Source organism: Streptomyces sp. NPDC030222, from assembly GCF_055573115.1.
On the sequence record NZ_JBVICA010000015.1, the window covers coordinates 168380 to 187597 of the forward strand.

The 19218-nt window shown below is 72.5% G+C and carries 20 protein-coding genes and 1 pseudogene; 9 read left to right on the forward strand and 12 right to left on the reverse strand.

Annotated elements, in window-relative coordinates:
* Positions 1–126: 126 nt before the first annotated feature.
* From ACZ4Z5_RS22220 to ACZ4Z5_RS22230, 3 genes are all read right to left on the reverse strand, one after another.
* The gene (locus ACZ4Z5_RS22220; RefSeq protein ID WP_468265318.1) at positions 127–717 is read right to left on the reverse strand and encodes a DUF4291 domain-containing protein; all 591 of its coding nucleotides are present in this window, start codon (positions 715–717) and stop codon (positions 127–129) included.
* A gap of 196 nt (positions 718–913) precedes the next feature.
* Complete coding sequence (gene msrA, locus ACZ4Z5_RS22225; RefSeq protein ID WP_468265320.1) at positions 914–1579, reverse strand: peptide-methionine (S)-S-oxide reductase MsrA; 666 nt, start codon at positions 1577–1579, stop codon at positions 914–916.
* Between the two features lie 154 nt (positions 1580–1733).
* Entirely contained in the window at positions 1734–2840 is a 1107-nt protein-coding gene (locus tag ACZ4Z5_RS22230; RefSeq protein WP_468265322.1) for a hypothetical protein, read from the reverse strand.
* A gap of 60 nt (positions 2841–2900) precedes the next feature.
* Here ACZ4Z5_RS22230 and ACZ4Z5_RS22235 point away from each other — a divergent pair, with 60 nt between their 5' ends.
* The gene (locus ACZ4Z5_RS22235) at positions 2901–4049 is read left to right on the forward strand and encodes a cystathionine gamma-synthase (RefSeq protein ID WP_468265401.1); all 1149 of its coding nucleotides are present in this window, start codon (positions 2901–2903) and stop codon (positions 4047–4049) included.
* A 9-nt stretch (positions 4050–4058) separates the two neighbouring features.
* Here the strand turns inward: ACZ4Z5_RS22235 and ACZ4Z5_RS22240 are convergent, their stop codons facing one another.
* The 3 genes from ACZ4Z5_RS22240 to ACZ4Z5_RS22250 form a co-directional block, all read right to left on the reverse strand.
* Positions 4059–4304, reverse strand: a complete 246-nt coding sequence (locus ACZ4Z5_RS22240; protein ID WP_468265324.1) for a hypothetical protein — start codon at positions 4302–4304, stop codon at positions 4059–4061.
* 85 nt (positions 4305–4389) lie between these two features.
* Positions 4390–4866: a sigma factor-like helix-turn-helix DNA-binding protein gene (locus tag ACZ4Z5_RS22245; protein ID WP_468265326.1), complete on the reverse strand. Its 477-nt coding sequence runs from the start codon at positions 4864–4866 to the stop codon at positions 4390–4392.
* A 67-nt stretch (positions 4867–4933) separates the two neighbouring features.
* On the reverse strand, positions 4934–5443 hold the full coding sequence (locus ACZ4Z5_RS22250; RefSeq protein ID WP_468265328.1) for a MarR family winged helix-turn-helix transcriptional regulator: 510 nt from the start codon (positions 5441–5443) through the stop codon (positions 4934–4936).
* Positions 5444–5588: 145 nt separating this feature from the next.
* Between ACZ4Z5_RS22250 and ilvA the strand changes: the two genes are divergently transcribed.
* The 3 genes from ilvA to ACZ4Z5_RS22265 all read left to right on the forward strand — a co-directional run bounded on the left by ilvA (position 5589) and on the right by ACZ4Z5_RS22265 (position 8901).
* Positions 5589–6821, forward strand: coding sequence for a threonine ammonia-lyase (ilvA, locus tag ACZ4Z5_RS22255; protein ID WP_468265330.1), 1233 nt, complete (start codon positions 5589–5591; stop codon positions 6819–6821).
* Between the two features lie 230 nt (positions 6822–7051).
* Positions 7052–8047: an ATP-binding cassette domain-containing protein gene (locus ACZ4Z5_RS22260; protein ID WP_468265332.1), complete on the forward strand. Its 996-nt coding sequence runs from the start codon at positions 7052–7054 to the stop codon at positions 8045–8047.
* Positions 8044–8901, forward strand: coding sequence for an ABC transporter permease (locus tag ACZ4Z5_RS22265; RefSeq protein WP_468265334.1), 858 nt, complete (start codon positions 8044–8046; stop codon positions 8899–8901). The genes ACZ4Z5_RS22260 and ACZ4Z5_RS22265 overlap by 4 nt, the downstream gene beginning before the upstream one ends.
* Positions 8902–9262: 361 nt before the next feature.
* On the opposite strand, the gene ACZ4Z5_RS22270 is transcribed toward ACZ4Z5_RS22265, so the two are convergent.
* Complete coding sequence (locus ACZ4Z5_RS22270; protein WP_468265336.1) at positions 9263–9589, reverse strand: putative quinol monooxygenase; 327 nt, start codon at positions 9587–9589, stop codon at positions 9263–9265.
* A 99-nt stretch (positions 9590–9688) separates the two neighbouring features.
* Here ACZ4Z5_RS22270 and ACZ4Z5_RS22275 point away from each other — a divergent pair, with 99 nt between their 5' ends.
* Positions 9689–10657, forward strand: a complete 969-nt coding sequence (locus ACZ4Z5_RS22275) for a GlxA family transcriptional regulator (RefSeq protein WP_468265338.1) — start codon at positions 9689–9691, stop codon at positions 10655–10657.
* Positions 10658–10748: 91 nt separating this feature from the next.
* Here the strand turns inward: ACZ4Z5_RS22275 and greA are convergent, their stop codons facing one another.
* Positions 10749–11246 (reverse strand): transcription elongation factor GreA, encoded by a 498-nt coding sequence (greA, locus tag ACZ4Z5_RS22280; RefSeq protein ID WP_468265340.1) that lies wholly within the window; start codon positions 11244–11246, stop codon positions 10749–10751.
* A gap of 145 nt (positions 11247–11391) precedes the next feature.
* Entirely contained in the window at positions 11392–11808 is a 417-nt protein-coding gene (locus tag ACZ4Z5_RS22285) for a DUF4307 domain-containing protein (RefSeq protein ID WP_468265342.1), read from the reverse strand.
* 95 nt (positions 11809–11903) lie between these two features.
* On the opposite strand from ACZ4Z5_RS22285, the gene mca reads away from it, so the two are divergent.
* Positions 11904–12779 (forward strand): mycothiol conjugate amidase Mca, encoded by an 876-nt coding sequence (mca, locus tag ACZ4Z5_RS22290; RefSeq protein ID WP_468265344.1) that lies wholly within the window; start codon positions 11904–11906, stop codon positions 12777–12779.
* On the forward strand, positions 12772–13011 hold the full coding sequence (locus ACZ4Z5_RS22295) for a hypothetical protein (RefSeq protein ID WP_468265346.1): 240 nt from the start codon (positions 12772–12774) through the stop codon (positions 13009–13011). Before mca ends, ACZ4Z5_RS22295 begins: the two co-directional genes overlap by 8 nt.
* A gap of 344 nt (positions 13012–13355) precedes the next feature.
* Here ACZ4Z5_RS22295 and ACZ4Z5_RS22300 read toward each other — a convergent pair whose 3' ends face one another.
* From ACZ4Z5_RS22300 to ACZ4Z5_RS22310, 3 genes are all read right to left on the reverse strand, one after another.
* Positions 13356–16562, reverse strand: a complete 3207-nt coding sequence (locus ACZ4Z5_RS22300) for a tetratricopeptide repeat protein (RefSeq protein ID WP_468265348.1) — start codon at positions 16560–16562, stop codon at positions 13356–13358.
* A 90-nt stretch (positions 16563–16652) separates the two neighbouring features.
* Positions 16653–16991 carry a helix-turn-helix domain-containing protein gene (locus tag ACZ4Z5_RS22305; protein ID WP_468265350.1) on the reverse strand — a complete coding sequence of 113 codons (339 nt, stop codon included), beginning with the start codon at positions 16989–16991 and terminating at the stop codon, positions 16653–16655.
* Between the two features lie 29 nt (positions 16992–17020).
* Positions 17021–17575 carry a Uma2 family endonuclease gene (locus ACZ4Z5_RS22310; RefSeq protein WP_468265352.1) on the reverse strand — a complete coding sequence of 185 codons (555 nt, stop codon included), beginning with the start codon at positions 17573–17575 and terminating at the stop codon, positions 17021–17023.
* Positions 17576–17826: 251 nt separating this feature from the next.
* Between ACZ4Z5_RS22310 and ACZ4Z5_RS22315 the strand changes: the two genes are divergently transcribed.
* Together ACZ4Z5_RS22315 and ACZ4Z5_RS22320 are read left to right on the forward strand one after the other, a co-directional pair.
* Positions 17827–18762, forward strand: a complete 936-nt coding sequence (locus ACZ4Z5_RS22315) for a hypothetical protein (protein WP_468265354.1) — start codon at positions 17827–17829, stop codon at positions 18760–18762.
* Between the two features lie 119 nt (positions 18763–18881).
* Positions 18882–19218, forward strand: a pseudogene (locus ACZ4Z5_RS22320) (hypothetical protein); the annotation flags it as partial.

Genomic DNA, 19218 nt, shown 5'->3' on the forward strand with positions numbered 1-19218 from the left:
GGGTGCGCCGCCTTCGGCGCACCCACCGTGCCGCGATCCCCGGACGGGCGTAACCCGGTGCAGTGAGCCCCCGGGCGCACCCCGCTGCCGCACCCGCGGGACGGGGGCGACGACCCGGGCCCCGGCTCAGCGCACGTGTGCCGGCAGGTCGGCCCCCACCGCGTACGGCGTCTCCACCGGCAGCAGCGCCCGAGCGGCCTCCGGTTCACCGGCCCGCACCAGCGCGTGGATCTCCCGCGCGGTCCCCGTCACATCGGTGATCCCGACCGTCCACTCGTCGGCGTACCGGCGTGCAGCCTCCCCGGCCAGCCCGAGCTGCAACGACCGGTGCGGCAGCGCCCGCAGATGCAGATCCCGCTCGGGATCCCACTGCACCCGAGCCGGCGCCCGCCGCAACTCCCGCTGCCACGCGCCCCGGTCACCGTGCAGCTCCGGAACGTGGTGCGAGAGCACGGAGTTCCGCAGCGCCCACTCGAACCCGTCCCGGCTGATCTCCACGGCGAGGACCGTCTGCTGCCCTTCCTTGGTGCCCCACCCGCAGCGGTACATCATCCACAGGAACGACGGCTTGATCCACGTCATCCGGTCCCGCTTCCACGCCGAGGGGAACCGCCCGTCCCGCGCGGCCGGAACCCCCAGCTCGGGCGCGTAGGCCTGATACACGGTGACCGTCGTGCCGGTCTGCTGCGCGCGGATCTGATGTCGTGGTACGTCCATGGACGCCAGCCTGCGTCACGGACGGCGCCCCGCGCCAACGATTTGCGCGGGCGCACCCCGGGCCGTGCGGGGGCGGCACGGGCTCAGCCGCCGGCCGACCGCCGCGGCGTCGAGCTCGCAGCACCGGCCCCGCAGGCCCGTGGGCCCTGCCAGAGCCGGGTCAGCCGCTCATGTGCGGGGTCGGCGAGCGGGGCGCTCACTCGCCGGGCGCCTCGGCGATGCCGATCGGGCAGGCTACGCCGGTCCCTCCGATGCCGCAGTAGCCTCCGGGGTTCTTGTCGAGGTACTGCTGGTGGTACGGCTCGGCCGCATAGAAGCGGCGGGTGTCGGCCGGGAGGATCTCCGTGGTGATCTCGCCGTGGCCGGAGGACGTGAGGACCTGCTGGTAGGCGGTGCGGGAGGCCTGGGCGGCGGCGGCCTGGGCGGGGGAGTGGGTGTAGATCGCCGAGCGGTACTGGGTGCCGACGTCGTTGCCCTGGCGGTAGCCCTGGGTGGGGTTGTGCGCTTCCCAGAAGACCTTGAGGAGCTGCTCGTAGGAGACCGCCGAGGGGTCGAAGACGACGCGGACGACCTCGGTGTGGCCGGTGAGGCCCGAGCAGACCTCCTCGTAGGTGGGGTTCTCGGTGTAGCCGCCCTGGTAGCCGACGAGGGTGGTCCAGACGCCGGGCGTCTGCCAGAACTTGCGCTCGGCGCCCCAGAAGCAGCCGAGGGCGAAGTCCGCGGTCTCCAGACCGTCCGGGTAGGGGCCGAGGAGGGGGTTGCCGAGGACGGTGTGGCGGTCCGGGACAGGGAATTCCGGCGCGGTCCGGCCGCGGAGCGCCTGCTCGGGGGTGGGCATGACGGGCGTACGGCCGAAGAGCATGGGGTGTTCTCCTCCTTCGCTGGCGGCACCACGCGTGACGCCACCCGTGACAACGCCCTGGTGCCGCCGCGCATTCCGTACGGGGACGGCACGGGCCGGCCGGAGTGCTCACTCCGACCGGCCGCCCCGTGCCGTCGCGTCGTCGGAGGAGCGGCTAGCGGAGCAGCGTCGCCGGGCTGCCGCCGTTCGCCTCGTAGCCCGCGACCGCGAGCGCGCGGTAGACCGTGTACTCGGCGGCGGGGTCGGGGTTCATCGTCCAGGGCAGGGCGCCGACGTGGCCGTCGACCGCGCGGAGCTGGGCCATGGCCTCGCTCCAGCGTTCGGCGCGGACGAGGAAGAAGACCAGCAGGTGGCGGACGTGGGGGAGGACCGGGTCGTCGTGGCGGGCCTGGTGCGCGGCGTGCAGGGCGCCCTCGATGGCCGTGCGGACCACCGCGCTCTCGTAGAAGTTGCGGACCATGGCGACTTCGGGCAGGTGCTCGTAGACCGAGAACAGGGGCAGCGCGGCGAGCAGGCTGCCCTCCGGCGCACGGGCCGCCGCCGCGGTCGCGAAGGCGTCGGCCTGCTCGCGCGAGCCGTGCCACTTCTCGCACCAGTGGTGCAGGGCGGCCAGGTGGGCCCCCATGTGCGCGGGGGCGCGTTCGACGACCTTCGCCCACAGCGCCTCGAACTCCTCGCGGGAGTAGCCGAGCCCGCGGGCTACGGCCAGTTCCGTGATGTACGGGACCGGGTCGCCGGGCGCGAGCAGTGCGGCCTCGCCGCACAGCGACCGGGCCTCTTCGAGGATGATCCGGTGGTCGTCCGAGCCGACGCCGCCCGAGGCCCGCCAGGCCTGCTGGACCAGGAACTCGGCGTGCACCTGCGCGCCGCCCGCGTCCTTGGGTGACTCGGCGCGCCAGGCGCGCAGCCAGGCGCCGCCCACGCCGGGCCGCTGCTGGAGTTCGAGCGAGGCGGCACCCGCGAAGGCCTGGACCCGCTGCCAGCGGATCTCGCCCTCCTTGTCGGTGCCGGCCAGCAGCTGGGACGCGGCCCGCCAGTCCTGGGTGCGCTGCACCACCTCCAGGACGTCCATCAGGTCCTGGTCGGGGCCCGGCAACCGGACGTCCAGCAGCTCCTGGCGTACGAATCCGTAGGCGGCAGGGTCCGCGGCGTCGGGCGCACCGGGTGCGGCCAGCCGGATTCCGCCCCGCCTGCGCATCATCCAGGGGCCGATGATCGCGGCCAGTATGCCCGCGGCGATCAGGAGCCAGATAATTTCCATGCCCCCAGCGAACCAGACCTTCCGCCCGTCCGACGAACTACCCTCAGGTCCATGAGCGATATGAGCGACAGGCACAGCTTCGAGACCCTCGCGATCCACGCGGGGAACACGGCGGACCCCCTCACCGGTGCGGTGGTCCCGCCGATCTACCAGGTATCCACCTACAAGCAGGACGGCGTCGGTGGGCTCCGCGGCGGCTACGAGTACAGCCGCAGCGCCAACCCCACGCGCACCGCACTGGAGGAGAACCTGGCGGCGCTGGAGGGCGGCCTGCGCGGCCTGGCCTTCGCTTCCGGCCTCGCCGCCGAGGACTGCCTGCTGCGCACTCTCCTCGTGCCCGGCGACCACGTGGTCATCCCGAACGACGCGTACGGCGGCACCTTCCGGCTGTTCGCCAAGGTCGTGGCCCGCTGGGGCGTCGAGTGGTCCGTCGCCGACACCTCCGACCCGGCCTCGGTGCGCGCCGCAATGACCCCGAAGACCAGGATCGTCTGGGTCGAGACCCCCTCGAACCCGCTGCTCGGGATCACCGACATCGCGGCCGTCGCCGAGATCGCCCACTCGGCGGGCGCGAAGCTCGTCGTCGACAACACCTTCGCCAGCCCGTACCTCCAGCAGCCGCTGTCCCTGGGTGCGGACGTCGTGGTGCACTCGCTGACCAAGTACATGGGCGGCCACTCGGACGTGGTCGGCGGCGCCCTCGTCACGGCGGACGCGGGCCTCGGCGAGGAGCTGGCCTACCACCAGAACGCGATGGGCGCGGTGGCCGGTCCGTTCGACTCCTGGATCGTGCTGCGCGGCATCAAGACGCTCGCCGTGCGGATGGACCGGCACAGCGAGAACGCGGCCCGGGTCGCGGAGATGCTCACCCGGCACCCGAAGGTGACGCGCGTGATGTACCCGGGGCTCGCCGAGCACCCGGGGCACGACATCGCCGCGAAGCAGATGAAGAACTTCGGCGGCATGGTGTCGTTCCAGGTCGAGGGCGGCGAGGAGGCGGCGGTCGAGGTCTGCAACCGGGCCCGGCTGTTCACGCTGGGAGAGTCGCTCGGCGGTGTCGAGTCGCTGATCGAGCACCCGGGCCGGATGACGCACGCGTCGGTGGCCGGTTCGGCGCTGGAGGTCCCCGGTGACCTGGTGCGCCTCTCGGTCGGCATCGAGTCGGCCGACGATCTGCTGGAGGACCTCCGCCAGGCCCTCGGGGAGTAACGGGAACGGTCAGAAACCCTCCACCGGCGGGGTCACCTCCGCCGGTTGCCAGGGCTGTTCGAGCGCGGCCCACACCGCGAAGGTCACGGCCAGTACGGCGAGGAGCAGCCAGAGCACGCTGCGCAGGGCGCGGCGGCGGCGCAGTATCCGCCGGCCGCGCTCCGCGGACTGTTGCGCGAGATCGGCGGGGACGGGCGGTTGGGGCCCGTCGAGCAGCCGCCTGGCCCGGTCCTCCTTGCGTTCGCCACGGCTCATGCGTCCCGCTCCTCGGGAGTGCGGTCGTAGGGCGTGCGGCCGCCCGCCGGCTCCGGGCGCGGGCCGCCACCGCGCGGTGCCGGGCTCATGACGCGGCCTCCCCGGCCGGGGCCGGCGCAGGTTCCGGCGGGCCCTCGCAGAGGCGGCTGACGGCCCGGGTGCAGATGGCCCGGACACGTTCCACGGGCAGGCCGACGAGTGCCGCGGCCGGTTCCTCGGCGAGGCCCTCGTAGAGGCGCAGGACGAGGATCAGCCGTTCCTGCGGGGTGAGCCGGGACAGCAGTCCGCCGCGGCCCCGGTGGTGGCGCCAGGCCTCCCGGGCGAAGCGCGCGGCGAGTTCCTCACGGGCCCTGTTGTACGGGTCCTCCCCGTGCAGCCGGTCCCAGTCCGCGTAGGTGCGGGCCAGGGCCGCGGTGAGCAGCCGCCGGCCACGGGGGCAGTCCCCGTGCGCTTCGGCGCTGAGCAGGCACGCCGATCCCAGCAGTCTGCCGGCCGCGCCCGCGACGAATGCCTCGAACTCCCGGGCGCGGCGACGGTCACGGTCCGCCTGCCGCTCTGCCACAGGTCCTCCTGTCGCCCGTCCCCCGTCCGCCCCTCATATCAAGCCACTGGGCGGCCGGGGTCAAGAGTCAGGACGAGGAGGTCTCCTGAGCGGCGGTCTGCCGGGCCGACAGCGCGGAGTTGAACCGGGTGAGCAGGGTGCAGAAGGAGTCCCGCTCGTCCTCGGTCCAGCCGTCGGTGACCTGGCGCATCAGTTCCCGTCGGGACGAGCGGACCTCTTCCAGCCGGGCCTGCCCGCGCGGCGACAGCTGGAGCACGACCGCGCGGCCGTCCTCCGGGTGCGAGGTGCGCTTGACCAGGCCGGTGTCGACGAGCGGTGCGACCTGCCGGGTCACCGTCGACGAGTCGATGCCCATGCCCGCGGCGAGCGCCTTGACGCCCATGGGGCCTTCCTGGTCGAGCCGGTTGAGCAGCAGGTAGGCGGCCCGGTCCATGGAGTTGCGGACCTGGCCGACGCCGCCGAGCCGGGTCTGCTCGGCGCGGCGGGCGAAGACGGCCACCTGGTGCTGAAGGGCATCGAGGAGGCCGGCGTTCAGCTCGGATGCGACGTCCGAAGTCATGTCCTGAGTCGGGGGCATGGCTGGTGGCTCTCTTGTGCGGCGGTCGGTTGGTGGGGGACAGAGTACGCGGCCGGAACCTGACGCGTACCAGCCGTGCGCAAACCTGTGGAGAACGGTTTTTCCGGAGCGGCCGGGACGGGGGTGAGCTGCGAGACTTTCGTGCATGAACTTCCGTACGTCCCGCCCTGCGCACTCACTCGTTCTCGACGACGTCCGGGGGGCGCAGAAGATGCTGTCGGGGGTGGCGAGGACCACCGCCATGGAGGGCAGCCGGCATCTGTCGCAGCTGGTGGGAGCCCCCGTCCACCTCAAGTGCGAGAACCTCCAGCGGACCGGCTCGTTCAAGCTGCGCGGTGCGTACGTGCGGATCGCCGGGCTGTCCCCGGAGCAGCGGGCGGCCGGGGTCGTGGCGGCGAGCGCGGGCAACCATGCGCAGGGCGTCGCCCTGGCGTCGGCGCTGCTCGGGGTGCGGTCGACGGTGTTCATGCCGGTGGGCGCGCCGCTGCCGAAGGTGGCCGCGACCCGCGAGTACGGCGCGGACGTACGGCTGCACGGACATGTGGTGGACGAGACGCTGGCCGCGGCGCAGGAGTACGCGCGGAATACGGGGGCGGTGTTCATCCACCCCTTCGACCACCCGGACATCATCGCGGGCCAGGGGACGGTCGGTCTGGAGATCCTGGAGCAGTGCCCGGAGGTCCGGACGATCGTCGTCGGGATCGGCGGGGGCGGTCTGGCCGCCGGGATCGCGCTGGCGGTGAAGTCGGTGCGGCCCGATGTCCGGATCGTGGGGGTGCAGGCGGCGGCCGCCGCGGCGTATCCGCCTTCGCTGGCGGCGGGGCGGCCGGTGTCGGTGGAGACGGAGCCGACGATGGCGGACGGCATCAAGGTGGGCAGGCCAGGGGACGTGCCGTTCAAAATCGTCGGCGAACTCGTCGAGGAGGTCCGTACGGTCTCCGAGGACGCGTTGTCGAGCGCGCTGCTGCTGTGTCTGGAACGGGCCAAGCTGGTGGTCGAGCCGGCCGGGGCGAGTCCCGTCGCGGCGCTGCTCAGCGACCCGGCGGCGTTCGGCGGCGGGCCGGTGGTGGCGGTGCTCTCCGGCGGCAACGTCGATCCTCTGCTGCTGCAGCGGATCCTGCGCCACGGCATGGCCGCCGCGGGCCGCTATCTGTCGCTGCGGCTGCGGCTGGCGGACAGTCCGGGTGCTCTGGCCACGCTTCTCGGCGTGTTGTCAGTGGTGGATGCCAATGTGCTGGACGTGGGCCATGTGCGGACCGATCCGCGGCTCGGGCTCTCGGAGGTCGAGGTGGAGCTGCACCTCGAGACGAAGGGGCCGGAGCACTGCCGTGAGGTGAGTGCGGCGCTGCGGGACGCGGGCTACGCGATCATCGGATGAACGCCGGGCCGCCCGGGTGGTCGCCGGACCGCCGGGGCCGGCAGGGGCAGTCGCGCGCGGGCGGGGCGGTCCCGAGAGGGCCCGGAACCGCTTTGTCCAAATCCCTGGACCGACGCGATGTATCGCGTTAGTCTCCGTGCTGCTGCACGGCACCGCCGCTCGGGCGGTGCCGGCCCGGCGTATCCACCACGATGCGCGGAGACCCGACCCGGATATTTGGGGGTGGCCATATGCCAGGCGCGATCTACGCCGAAGGCCTGGTGAAGACATTCGGCGACGTCAGGGCACTGGACGGTGTCGATCTCGATGTGCCGGAAGGCACGGTTCTCGGTCTGCTCGGCCCGAACGGCGCAGGCAAGACCACGGCGGTACGCGTGCTGACCACGCTGCTCCGGCCCGACAGCGGCCGGGCGGTGGTCGCCGGGATCGACGTGCTCAAGCATCCCGACGAGGTGCGCCGCTCCATCGGCCTCTCAGGCCAGTTCGCCGCGGTCGACGAGTACCTCACCGGACGCGAGAACCTCCAGATGGTCGCCCGGCTCTACCAGATGTCCGCGCGGGACGCGAAGCGCCGGGCGGGCGAGCTGCTGGAGCGCTTCAACCTCGCCGAGGCCGGTGACCGTCCGGCGAAGACCTACTCCGGAGGCATGCGCCGACGTCTCGACCTGGCGGCCGCCCTGGTGGTGTCCCCGCCCGTGATGTTCATGGACGAGCCCACCACCGGCCTCGACCCCCGCAACCGCCAGGCCCTGTGGGACGTCATCCAGGAGCTCGTCGCCGGCGGCACGACCCTGCTGCTCACCACGCAGTACCTGGAGGAGGCGGACCATCTCGCCGACGACATATGTGTCGTCGACCACGGCAAGGTCATCGCCCGCGGAACGTCCGACCAGCTCAAGTCCAGGACCGGCGGGGAGCGCGTCGAGGTGGTGGTGCACCGGCGGGAGGAGATCGTCCCCGCGCAGGAGGTGCTGCGCGGCTTCGGAAAGGGCGACGTCGCCGTCGCCGTCGACGAACACACCCGCCGGCTCACCGTCCCGGTCTCCGGCGGCGCCAAGCTGCTCGCCGAGGTGATCCGCGAACTCGACGTCAAGGGCGTGGAGATCGACGACATCGGACTGCGCCGCCCGACGCTCGACGACGTGTTCCTCTCGCTGACCGGCCACCACGCCGCGGCCGTGTCCGAGGAGGACGAACAGGACCGGAAGTGGGAGGCAGTGAAGTGAGTGCCGTGACCGACACCGTCACGCCGGGAACCGCGGCCCCGCGCCCGCGCGGCGGCATCGCCCAGTCGATAGGCGACTCGCTCGTCGTCGCCAAGCGCAATCTGATCCGGATGACCCGCATCCCCGAGATGATCATCTTCGGAATGATCCAGCCGGTGATGTTCGTGGTGCTGTTCAGCTATGTCTTCGGCGGCTCCATGAGCATCGGCGGCTCCACGGATCCCGGGATATACCGCGAGTTCCTGATGGCGGGCATCTTCGCGCAGACGGTGACCTTCGCCACCGCGGGCGCCGGCGCCGGCATCGCGGACGACATGCACAAGGGGCTCATCGACCGGTTCCGGTCGCTGCCCATGGCCCGGGGCGCCGTCCTCACCGGACGCACCCTCGCCGACCTGGTGCAGACCGCGCTCACCGTCGTCGTCCTCGCGATCGTGGCGCTGCTCGTCGGATGGCGGGTCCACGAGGGCATACCCAAGGCGCTCGCGGCCTTCGGTCTGCTCCTCCTGCTCGGATACGCGTTCTCGTGGATCGGTGCGCTGATCGGCCTGTCCGTCCGTACGCCCGAGGCGGCCACCTCCGGCGGGCTCATCTGGCTGTTCCCGGTCACGTTCATCTCGATCGCGTTCGTGGACTCCAGCCAGATGACGTCCTGGCTGCAGCCCATCGCCGAGTGGAACCCCTTCAGCGCGACCGTGCAGGCATGCCGCGAGCTGTTCGGCAACCCCGGCCTGTCCACGTCGGACGCCTGGCCCATGCAGCATCCGGTGCTTGCGTCGGTCCTCTGGTCGCTGCTGATCCTGGTGGTCTTCCGGACCCTCGCGGTACGGAAGTTCCGGTCCGCGACGGCCTGACCGGAGCTGCCGCACGGGTCGGCTGCTGCCCCCGGCCCCGGGGACGGCGCGGGCGCCGGCCGAGGACTTCGACCGGGGACGCTCGGCCGATGACAGCCGCGACGGGTGCCGGCCGTCACCGGCGACGGCCGGCACCGCCGGTGACAGTCGGTACCACCGGTGACGGCCCGGTGGTACCGGTGACGGCCCGGTGGTACCGATGACGGGTCCCGCAGCCCCCGGGTGGGCGGCGGGACCCGTCCGTCATGCCCTACGGGACCTGCTCCTCAGGCCCTTACGGAGACCCGTCACGCCCTACGGGGCCCGTCCCTTATACATGCCCTACGGGCACCCGCCCGCCATACCCCACGGCACGTGGCCGTCACGCCGTGGGCAGCTTGGCGGCCAGTACGTCCACCGGGCGGATGTCCGGTGCCTCGGCCAGCAGCCGGGGGGCCTCGGCCATGAGCGCCGCCGCGATCTTCCCTTCGAGATGGGCCTTGCGGGCCGCGTCGTCGCCGAAGGCATCGAAGATGCCGAACGTCGTGGGGCCGAGGCGCAGCGCGAACCACACCGTGGTGCCGGTCTCCTCCCGGGCCAGTGCGAGGGCACCGGCGAGCAGGGCCTCGACCTCGTCCGCGTGCTCGGGCTTCGCCTCGAGCCGGGCGAGCAGGCCGACGCGGGCGGTCTCGTTGTCCGTGCTGGTCATGGCGGTGATCTCCTTCGTGCCGTCGGGTTCGATCACCGTACGGCCGGCCGCGCCGCCCTCCCCAGAGGCGGATCCGACAGGTCCCTTACCGTTTCCGACATGAGGATCTCGGTACTGGTCAACGAAGGGGCGTTCGACTCCGGTCTCGCCTCGGTGCTCGACGTCCTGCAGATGGCCAACGAGCTGCGCGGAGAGCTGCCGAAGCCCCCGCCGCCCTGGCGCGTGTCCTGCGTCGGCGCTCGGGGGCCGGTACGCACGGCCGCCGGGCACACGGTCGAGACCGTCCCGCCCGAGACGGCCGGCACCCCCGACGTCCTGGTGGTACCCGGAGCGGGACCCAAACAGGCCGGGCCCCTGGCACAGTGGGCGGCCGACGCCGGCCGGCGCCCGGCCCGTGAGACGGTGCTCCGGGCCCGGGCCGACGGCGCGGCGCTCGCCGCCGCCTGCACCGGAACCTTCCTCCTCGCCGAGAGCGGCGTCCTGAACGGACTCCCCGCCACCACCAGTTGGTGGCTGGCGCCCGGCTTCCGGCAGCGCTACCCCGAGGTACTGCTGGACGAGACTCACATGCTCACGCACGCTCCCGGCGTCACCACGGCCGGAGCCGCCATGGCCCACCTGGATCTCGCACTGGCCCTGGTCCGGCAGAGCAGTCCCGCCCTAGCCGACCTGGCCGCCCGCTACCTGGTCGTCGACCACCGCCCCAGCCAGGCCTGCTACGCCATCCCCGGCCATCTCGCCCGGACCGACCCCAAGGTCGCGGCCTTCGAACGCTGGGTCCGGGAACTCCTCGACCGGCCCCTGCGCATCGCGGAGGCCGCCCGGGAGCTCGGCACGAGCGAACGCACCCTCCAGCGGTCACTGGACCGGGTGCTGGGGATATCGCCCCTGCGGTTCGCGCAGAACATCCGGCTCGAACAGGCGGCGCACCTGCTGCGCACCACGGACCTGCCGATCGATGCCGTCGCCCGGCGGGTGGGCTACGAGAACGCCACCACGCTGGCCACGCTCCTGAAGGAACGCTTCGGCACCACACCGGGCCGGCTGCGCCGTCCCGCGGGCGCCTGATCCGCCGCGAGGTACCCGGACAAGCGAAACCCCCGGTCCGGATCCTCCGGGCCGGGGGCCTCGCGATGCCTGTGCGGGCGGGCGGCGGTTCTCAGGCCTGGTAGGGCTTGGCCTCCAGGATCCGCACCGAGGCCGTCTTGCCGTTCGGCAGCTCGTACTCGGCGTCCTGGCCCACCTTCTTGCCGCTCACGCCCGAGCCGAGCGGGGACTGCGGCGAGTAGGTCTCGATGCTGCTGCTCGCGTACTCACGCGAGGCCAGCAGGAAGGTCAGCGTGTCGTCCTCGTCGCCGTCGAAGGCGATCGTCACGACCATGCCGGGCGCGACCACACCGGTGTCCGCCGGGGCCTCGCCCACCTTCGCGTTGTCGAGGAGCTGGGTCAGCTGGCGCACACGGAGCTCCTGCTTGCCCTGCTCCTCCTTGGCCGCGTGATACCCGCCGTTCTCGCGCAGGTCGCCCTCTTCGCGGGCCGCCTCGATCTTCTTCGCGATCTCGACGCGCGCGGGACCAGACAGGTACTCCAGCTCGGCCTTGAGCTGGTTGTACGCCTCCTGGGTCAGCCAGGTGACGGTGTCGCTGGTCTGCGTCACAGGTGCTCCTCGTCGGTACTGGGAAATACAAAGCACATCGCCCTACCCAGAAGATGGTGCCTCCATGGGCGGGCGAAACCACGAGCCTAACAATTCAGGGCGGAAAAGGGGAGGACAAAAGCCATCAGTAACGCGTCAATGCAGGTCAGTGCCCGGACGCCCGGTCGGTCGTGCAGCCGGTGAGCTCCGCGCTGGTCGCGCGGGCCTTGGTACGGACCGTGATGATCTCGTCCAGCCGGCCGACCCGCTGGTCGAAGCGCACTTCCTTGATCCCCACGGTCGCTCCGTCCTCGGAGCGGGAACGAAGGGTGCAGAAACCCTTCGCGTCGGGGTTCTTGCGCACTTCCAGGTGCACTTCCACGGCGGAGTCCGAGACGACCTTGAATTTGATGATCTCGCCGCTGACGCCCTGGCCCGTCACGTAGTCCCAGCCGATCCAGCCGACCAGGCCGAGCAGTCCGGCGCCCAGCACCGCACCGAGGATCTTCAGCCGACGGTCCGTCCGATCGTCCGCGGCACGGCCGTAACGGCCCGCCGGACGCTGCTCGGACACCGCTGTCATGATCGATCCCTTCATGGGGCTCACCGGAATTTTCCGTCCCCCGATTCGGTCACTATAGAAGCCGCCCATCGCGACGAATCACTGAGGATCGAGTCTTGACTGAGCAGCTGCGACTGATGGCCGTCCACGCCCACCCCGACGACGAGTCGAGCAAGGGCGCGGCCACGATGGCGAAGTACGTGTCCGAGGGGGTGGACGTGCTGGTCGTGACCTGCACGGGCGGGGAGCGCGGCTCCATCCTCAACCCGAAGCTCCAGGGCGACCCCTATATCGAGGCCAACATCCACGAGGTCCGTGCCAAGGAGATGGAAGAGGCCCGCCAGATCCTCGGTGTGAACCAGGAATGGCTCGGGTTCGTCGACTCCGGTCTCCCCGAGGGCGACCCGCTGCCGCCCCTGCCCGATGGCTGCTTCGCGCTGGAGGACGTCGACGAGGCGGCGGGCCGGCTGGTCAGGCTGATCCGCGAGTTCCGGCCGCAGGTCATCACGACGTACGACGAGAACGGCGGGTACCCGCACCCCGACCACATCATGACCCACAAGATCACGATGGTGGCGTTCGACGCCGCGGGCGACCCCGAGAAGTACCCCGAGGCCGGGCCGGCCTGGCAGCCGCAGAAGCTCTACTACAACCAGGGGTTCAACCGGCCCCGCACGGTCGCCCTGCACGAGGCGCTGCTGGATCGCGGCATGGAGTCCCCCTACGGGGAGTGGCTGGAGCGCTGGAAGGAGTTCCAGCGGGCCGAGCGTACCCTGACCACGTTCGTGCCGTGCGCCGACTTCTTCGAGATCCGCGACAAGGCGCTGATCGCACACGCCACGCAGATCGACCCCGACGGCGGATGGTTCCGGGTGCCCATGGAGATCCAGAAGGAGGTCTGGCCGACCGAGGAGTACGAGCTGGCCAAGTCCCTCGTGGACACGTCCCTCCCCGAGGGCGACCTCTTCGAGGGCATCCGCGACAATGCCTGACATGAGTGCTTCCCTGGCTATGACGCACCTCGTCCCCCTCGCCGCCGAGCTGGACAAGGACAAGGTCACCCCCGGCGTCCTCGGGTTCATCGTCTTCGCCGCGCTGGCCGTCGCCGTGTGGTTCCTGATGAAGTCGATGAACCGGCACATGGGGAAGGTGAACTTCGAGGAGGCGCCCGACGCCTCGGCGCCCGCCCCGGCGGACGGTACGGCCGGCGGCTCCCGGAAGTAGCGGGCGCCCACCCGCCCACCCGCTCTCCCGGTCCCCGGACCGGCGCCCGGATCTTGGTCCTGGTCGCAGCGCGGCCGGCCCGGATGCCGCGGTCCTGGTCGCGGGGCGGCCGGCCCGGGTCCCGAGGCCCCGGCCCGGATTCCGACGTCCCGATGCCGGGTCCTGACCGGCCCCGGGTCCCGCGGTCCTGGTCGCGGGGCGGCCGGCCCGGGTCCCGAGGTCCCGGCCCGGATTCCGACGTCCCGATGCCGGGTCCTGACCGGCCCCGGGTCCCGCGGTCCTGGTCGCGGGGCGGCCGGCCCTGGCCCCGAGGTCCTGCTTTCCGGCCCCCGGCCGGCCCCGGATCACTCCGGGGGGAGGCCCAGGGGTACGCCCATGACCTCGCGGGCGTGGCGCGAGGGGATCATCCCCAGCTGCCACGCCCGCCAGCCGTCGTCCGGATCCACCCCCCGCTCCAGGACCAGCGCGAACGCCTCCGCGCAGTCCTCCAGCCCGCCGTCGCGCGCGGGATGGTCCTCGGCTCGCAGCCGGGACAGCTCCTCCCGTGCGAGCGCCGTGCCTGCCTCGGTGCCGCCCGCCGATACGAACGGCAGCAGCGTGCAGCGCAGGAAGCCCGCCCAGTCGCCGCCGCGCCGGTCCCCGTACGACGCGAACAGCCGGACGGCCTCGTCGCACAGCTCCAGGGCCTGGCCGACCCTGCCGTTCCCGGCGTCGATCACCGCCAGTTCCAGACAGGTCCACGCTTCGCCGTGCACCACGCCGATCCGGCGGAAGTCGGCCCGGGCGTCTGCCAGCAGCTGCCGGGCGAAGCCGCTGTTGCGGAGACTGCCGGTCTGCCGGGCGCGGTCGTCGCGGGTGACCCGGCCCGAGTGGTGCCGCGCGCACGCCAGCCCGTAGACGTCCCGCATCCGGGAGAACATCGTGCGGCTGCGTTCGAGCTCCCGCACCGCCCGGCCGAGCTCGCCGCGTTCCTCCAGGGCCTGGCCCAGGTAGTACAGGGTCCAGGCCTCGCCGCGCGCGTCCTCGTTCTCGCGGTGCCGGGCCAGCGCCTGGTCCAGTTGTTCCACGGCCTGCTGCGGGTCGCCCTCCACCAGGCGGGCGCGGGCGAGCTGGGTCAGTGCCCAGGCCTTCCCCCGCGCGTCGTGGGTGCGTCCGTAGAGCTCGGTCGCGGTGTTCAGCTCCCGCTCGGCGCGGGTGACGTCGCCCGTGCGCAGGAAGCACTGGCCGAGCTGGAAGTGCGCCCAGGCCTGCCCGTGCGCCGACTCGTTGTCCCGGTGCAGCTCCAGCGCCGTGTCCAGCAGGGCCAGGGCCTCGGACAGATTGGCCCGGTCGCGTTCGACGGCGGCGAGGGCGTGCAGCGACCAGGCGCGGTCGCCGGCCAGCTCGTCCGGGGTCTGCAGGCCGATCGCCTCGCGGAGTTTCGCCGACGCCTCCGGCAGATTGCCCTGGTGATGCAGGGTGATGCCCAGCGAGCAGAGGGCGAGTGCGGCGCCCGCGTCCTGGTGGGCCTCCTGGTAGAGGGAGACCACGGACGTCAGGGTGGTCCGCGCCTGGTCCAGTTCGCCGAGCTGGCGGGCGGCGATGCCGGTGCGCCACTGGACCGAGCGGGCGAGCAGCCCCTGGCCGGAACCGCGGGTCAGCTCGTTGATCTCGCCCAGCCGGTACAGGTCGCCGGTCAGCAGGCAGTAGTCGCAGAGGGCGCCCAGCAGGTTCTGCACGGTCTGCCGGTCGACGCCGTCCGCGTGCCGCAGGGTCGCGGTGATGAAGCTCGACTCGTCGTCGAGCCAGCGCAGCGCCGCGTCGAGCGAGGGGAAGCCGTGCGCGCCGAAGCGGTCGGCGCGGGTGGACATCTTCCCGTCGACCATGCGGATCACGGCGTCGGCCAGTTCGGCGTAGTTCTGGATGAGCCGCTCCTGGGCGGCGGCGATCTCCGCGGGTTCCTCCTCGTCCGGCAGCCGGACGGCGAGGAACGCCCGCACGGACTCGTGGAGCCGGTAGCGGCTGCCGCGGACGTGGTCGATGAGGCCGGCCGCGGCGAGTTCCTCCAGTGTCCGCTGGGCCTCCTGCTCGCCGGTGGCCAGCAGGGCCGCGGCGGCCGACGGGCCGAGGGAGGCCCGCCCGGCCAGGGCGAGCCGGCGCAGCAGCCGGCGCGCCTGGTCGCCCAGGACGGTGTAGCCGGCCCACAGGGCCCGTTCGACGGGGCCGCCCGCCGTGTCGTACGCGGCGAGCCGGGCGGCCAGTTCCTCGGCGGTGAAGGCGCGGAGCGCGGAGCCGGCCATGCGCAGCGGGAGCGGCAGTCCTTCGCAGGACTCCCGTATCCGGTCCGTGGACTCGGCGTCGTAGGGCGCATCCGCACCGCCCCGGGGCCGCAGCAGTTCGTCCGCGCCCGCGGCGTCCAGCGGTTCGACGGCCAGGTGGTGCACCCAGGCCGGGAGTCCGTCCGGCAGGTCGAGCGGTTCGGCCGCGGTGACCAGGACGAGGCTGTCGGAACGCTCCGGGAGGAGTGCGCGGACCTGTTCGGCGTCGTGGGCGTCGTCGAGGACGACGGTCACGGGAAGCCCGGTCAGATGCTGGTGGTAGAGCTCGCCGAGCCGCCGGACCTGCTGTTCCTGCGAGGACCGTTCCCGGAACAGCAGCTGTTCGCGGGGCGCGCCGAGCCGGTTCAGCAGGTGCAGCAGCGCGTCCCGGGTGCTCAGCGGTTTCTCCTGGCGGCTGCCGCCGCGCAGGTCCACCACACAGGCCCCGCGGAACTGGTCCTTGAGGTGGTGCGCCGCGCGCACCGCGAGGGTGGTGCGGCCGGAGCCGGGCGGGCCGTGCAGGACGACGACCGTCGGCCGGGTCTCGGTGGAGGCGCGGGCGGCGTGCACCCACTGGGCGATCCGGGTCAGTTCGGCGCGGCGGCCCGCGAACGGCCCCTCCGTCTCGGGCAGATGGCCGAAGGACTGGTCGAGCACGCTGCGCCTGCGGGCGGCGGCGCTGCGGTCGGTGCCGCGCAGTTGGGGGGTGGTGCGGGGACCGGTGGTCCGGGCCGACAGCAGGACGCGTTGCTGTTCGAGGAACGGTCCGATGCCGCGCTTCTCCAGCGCGGTCAGCCACTGGAGCCTGAGCTGCTCCGGTCCGCCGGGACGGCCCAGTTCGCCGGCCCTGCGGTGAGCGGCGGGCCAGTGCGCCGCGGTGACCTTGGCCACGGTGGCGGTCGCGCCGGCCAGCGCGACGACGGCGCCGGCGGTGAGCGCGGTTCCCGCGGCGGTGCCCAGTGCCAGGTCCGCGCCGATGGCGGAGGCCGCGGCCACGGCCGTGACCAGTGCGGCCGTGCCGCCGCGTTCCCGTTCGAAGCGCCGCCCGAACGACAGGCGGCCGGCCTCGGCGGTGTCGAGCGCCCGCGTGTAGGCGGCGTACTCCTCGGCTGCCGTCGCCAGGAGTGGATCCAGTGCTGCCTGCGCCCGTGCCAGCAGCACCGACTGCTCGGCGCGTCCGCCGGAGCGCCGCACCTCGTCCTCGACGGCACGCGCCAACAGCCGTTCGACATCGGCCCGGTGGCTCTCCCGCATGTCGATTCCCCTTCGCCCGGCGCTGGTTGACGGGATCAGTGTGATGTCTGACGCGCCGGTACGCGAGAGTGGTTCCGTTTTCCGGAGAGCTCACGCCGCTGTACGGGACGTGAACGTCGCGTGCGTTGTCCCGCCGTCGAGCTCCAGGCTCAGCGTCGCCTCCAACGTCTGCGCCGGCCGGGCGAGCAGCGGCAGCGCGGGCATCGTCCCGCCGAGCTCCGGTCCGGAGATCTGCGGCTGCGTCATCCCCACGCGCCGGGCCGGCCTGGTCTGCGACATGCCGAGCACGGTCCGCCGGTCGTGCACGGCCCGGCCGAGGTCCCGGGCGAGCCGGATGTCCTCTCTGCGCTCGGCGGTCCCGTCGCTCTCCGCCGGGCCCTGGGGGACCTTGCGGTCCCGGGCGACCTTCCACCGGGCGTGGCCGGCCATCACGGGGGCTTCTCGGCCCGGACCAGGGGTCAGACGACCCCGAGGTCGATCTCCACGGCGAACGGCGCCACCGCCTTCACGACCCCGGCGTGCACGTCCCCGTCACGGTAGACGCGTGCGGCCGGGTCGAGGACGTAGGTGTGGACGAGCGGCACGCCGGTCGCGGCCTGCTCGACGCGCCAGTAGAACGGGATGCCCGCCTTCGCGTACTGGTCCACCCTGACGACGCGGTCCGTGGTCTCCGAACCGGGGGAGACGACCTCGACGACCAGCAGGACGTGCTCGGGGGGCGTGACGTCGATGGTGTCGGCCCGGTAGACGGCGACGTCCGGCCGGCGGTTGGTCAGCGGCACGTCGTGGGGCCGCACGTCGAAGTCCGTGTCGGCGTTCCAGTCGTCTCCGCCGGCTTGGTCCAGGGCGTTCGCGAGGATCCTCGCCAGCCGGTTGCGGCGCTTGGACGCGCTCGGGCTCATGACGATCATCCCGTCCACGATCTCGATGCCCGCGCACTGCTCCTCGCTCCAGGAGTCGTACTGCTCGGCACTCCTCGACCCTTCACGGACTGAACAGTGTCGAGGGGCCACCGGGGGCCGGTGATTCATGACGCCTGGGAGAGGTAGGTGGAGAGCAACGGCGGAACCGGACAGTCGAGTTGACGGCGCCCTGGCGGCTGGTCCGCCTGCCCGGCGACAGTAGTCGCAGTGATCAATTCCCCACGCTAGGCTCCTCGGTGATCGCGTGAGTGTTCGCATAGCGGGGGATCGTGTGCGGGGAACAGGGCAGCGGAGCAGGCGGCTGGGCCGCGTCGGGGGTGGCGGGGCCTGCGGGACGGCACATGGTTCCGGCCGATCTCGCCGGCCCCCAGCACGACGGCGACTGGCCCACCTTGGGTGATTTCGCCGAAATGCGCAAACAGTGTGAACAGCTCGACTACTCCGGCGAGGTACGGGACAACATCGTCGCCGCCTCGCGGCTGCGCGCCGAGTCCCTGGTGGAAGGCGCTTGCGGCTCCACCCTGGACGTGGCGCACTCCTTCCTGGTGGAGGAACTGCTGCGCCGCCCCGTGGTGGTGGAGCTCGCCGGAGTCGGCGACAACGAGAAAGAGCAGTCTCTGGTCACCGCGCTGATCCTGCAGATGATGACCGAGCACTACAAGGCCAACCGCGCCGGCGGCTCGCTGGCCCACGTCACGGCCATCGAGGAGGCACACCGCCTGCTGGGCCGGCCGATGGCGCAGGGCGGCGAGAGCCGGGAGGGCAACGCGCAGGCTCGGGCGGCGCAGGTATTCGCCCCGTTGGCCAGCGACCATGAACCGGCCGTTCATTTCCGGGACTTCGCTTCATCGGTTCCCGCGGTCGGGGAAGCGCTCGCCCCGTTCCCCGACTGCGGGGGCTGCCGCCACCGCTGCCACTTCCGCTCCCGTGCGGCCACGGCGGTCCGGCCGGAGCACGGTGCGCGGCTGAAGGAACGGGTGGCGGAGTACCCGAGGACGAAGGCCGGCCAGACCGACTGGTGGAAGTCCACGGCCGAATGGGTGTCGGGGATCGCGGACGCCGTCCCTCTGCCGGGTGCCTCGGCCGCTCCGGAAGCCATGGCGGACTACCGGGCGTGTGTCTTCGTCCATCTGGCACGCGCGGCCTGGCAGCGCAAGATCCTGCCGTGGGTGCGGCTGTACCACGGGCACGCGGCGGCCCTGGAATCCGGGAACCGGCACGCGGATCGGCCCATGCCGGGAGGGGACACCCGACCCGCACCGGGGGCGGGGTCATGAGCGACCGGCCCGGAGAGGATCGGTCCCCCGAGCCGTTGTCCGCGGAGGTCCCGGAGCCTGAGGCTCCGGAGCCATCGGCCCCCGAGCCTCCGGAGCCGGAGTCCGACGGCGCGGAGGGCGTGTCCGTTGAGGCGCCGGAGGAAAGGACGCCGGAAGAGCGGGTTCCCGCCGATGCGGGCCTGGATGCCTCTGATCCGGATGCGGCGCCGGTACCGCCGGAAGCGGAGGACGCGCTGTCTGCCCGGGTGGTTGTCCCGGTGGAGGGCGAGGGGGGTGGGGTGGCGGAGCCTGCTGGGGCGGTTCCCGCCGATGCGGGCCTGGATGCCTCTGATCCGGATGCGGCGCCGGTACCGCCGGAAACGGAGGACGCGCTGTCTGCCCGGGTGGTTGTCCCGGTGGAGGGCGAGGGGGGTGGGGTGGCGGAGCCTGCTGGGGCGGTTCCCGCCGATGCGGGCC

What these genes read in the sequence shown, in the direction of transcription:
- ACZ4Z5_RS22300 (WP_468265348.1), bottom strand. Translation starts at nt 16,562, where the DNA reads ATGCGGGAGAGCCACCGGGCCGATGTCGAACGGCTGTTGGCGCGTGCC.
- ACZ4Z5_RS22235 (WP_468265401.1), top strand. Translation starts at nt 2,901, where the DNA reads ATGAGCGACAGGCACAGCTTCGAGACCCTCGCGATCCACGCGGGGAAC.
- ACZ4Z5_RS22260 (WP_468265332.1), top strand. Translation starts at nt 7,052, where the DNA reads ATGCCAGGCGCGATCTACGCCGAAGGCCTGGTGAAGACATTCGGCGAC.
- ACZ4Z5_RS22220 (WP_468265318.1), bottom strand. Translation starts at nt 717, where the DNA reads ATGGACGTACCACGACATCAGATCCGCGCGCAGCAGACCGGCACGACG.
- ACZ4Z5_RS22275 (WP_468265338.1), top strand. Translation starts at nt 9,689, where the DNA reads ATGAGGATCTCGGTACTGGTCAACGAAGGGGCGTTCGACTCCGGTCTC.
- ACZ4Z5_RS22285 (WP_468265342.1), bottom strand. Translation starts at nt 11,808, where the DNA reads ATGACAGCGGTGTCCGAGCAGCGTCCGGCGGGCCGTTACGGCCGTGCC.
- msrA (WP_468265320.1), bottom strand. Translation starts at nt 1,579, where the DNA reads ATGCTCTTCGGCCGTACGCCCGTCATGCCCACCCCCGAGCAGGCGCTC.
- ACZ4Z5_RS22270 (WP_468265336.1), bottom strand. Translation starts at nt 9,589, where the DNA reads ATGACCAGCACGGACAACGAGACCGCCCGCGTCGGCCTGCTCGCCCGG.
- ACZ4Z5_RS22240 (WP_468265324.1), bottom strand. Translation starts at nt 4,304, where the DNA reads ATGAGCCGTGGCGAACGCAAGGAGGACCGGGCCAGGCGGCTGCTCGAC.
- ACZ4Z5_RS22230 (WP_468265322.1), bottom strand. Translation starts at nt 2,840, where the DNA reads ATGGAAATTATCTGGCTCCTGATCGCCGCGGGCATACTGGCCGCGATC.
- ilvA (WP_468265330.1), top strand. Translation starts at nt 5,589, where the DNA reads ATGAACTTCCGTACGTCCCGCCCTGCGCACTCACTCGTTCTCGACGAC.
- ACZ4Z5_RS22305 (WP_468265350.1), bottom strand. Translation starts at nt 16,991, where the DNA reads ATGGCCGGCCACGCCCGGTGGAAGGTCGCCCGGGACCGCAAGGTCCCC.
- ACZ4Z5_RS22250 (WP_468265328.1), bottom strand. Translation starts at nt 5,443, where the DNA reads ATGCCCCCGACTCAGGACATGACTTCGGACGTCGCATCCGAGCTGAAC.
- ACZ4Z5_RS22315 (WP_468265354.1), top strand. Translation starts at nt 17,827, where the DNA reads ATGGTTCCGGCCGATCTCGCCGGCCCCCAGCACGACGGCGACTGGCCC.
- ACZ4Z5_RS22295 (WP_468265346.1), top strand. Translation starts at nt 12,772, where the DNA reads ATGCCTGACATGAGTGCTTCCCTGGCTATGACGCACCTCGTCCCCCTC.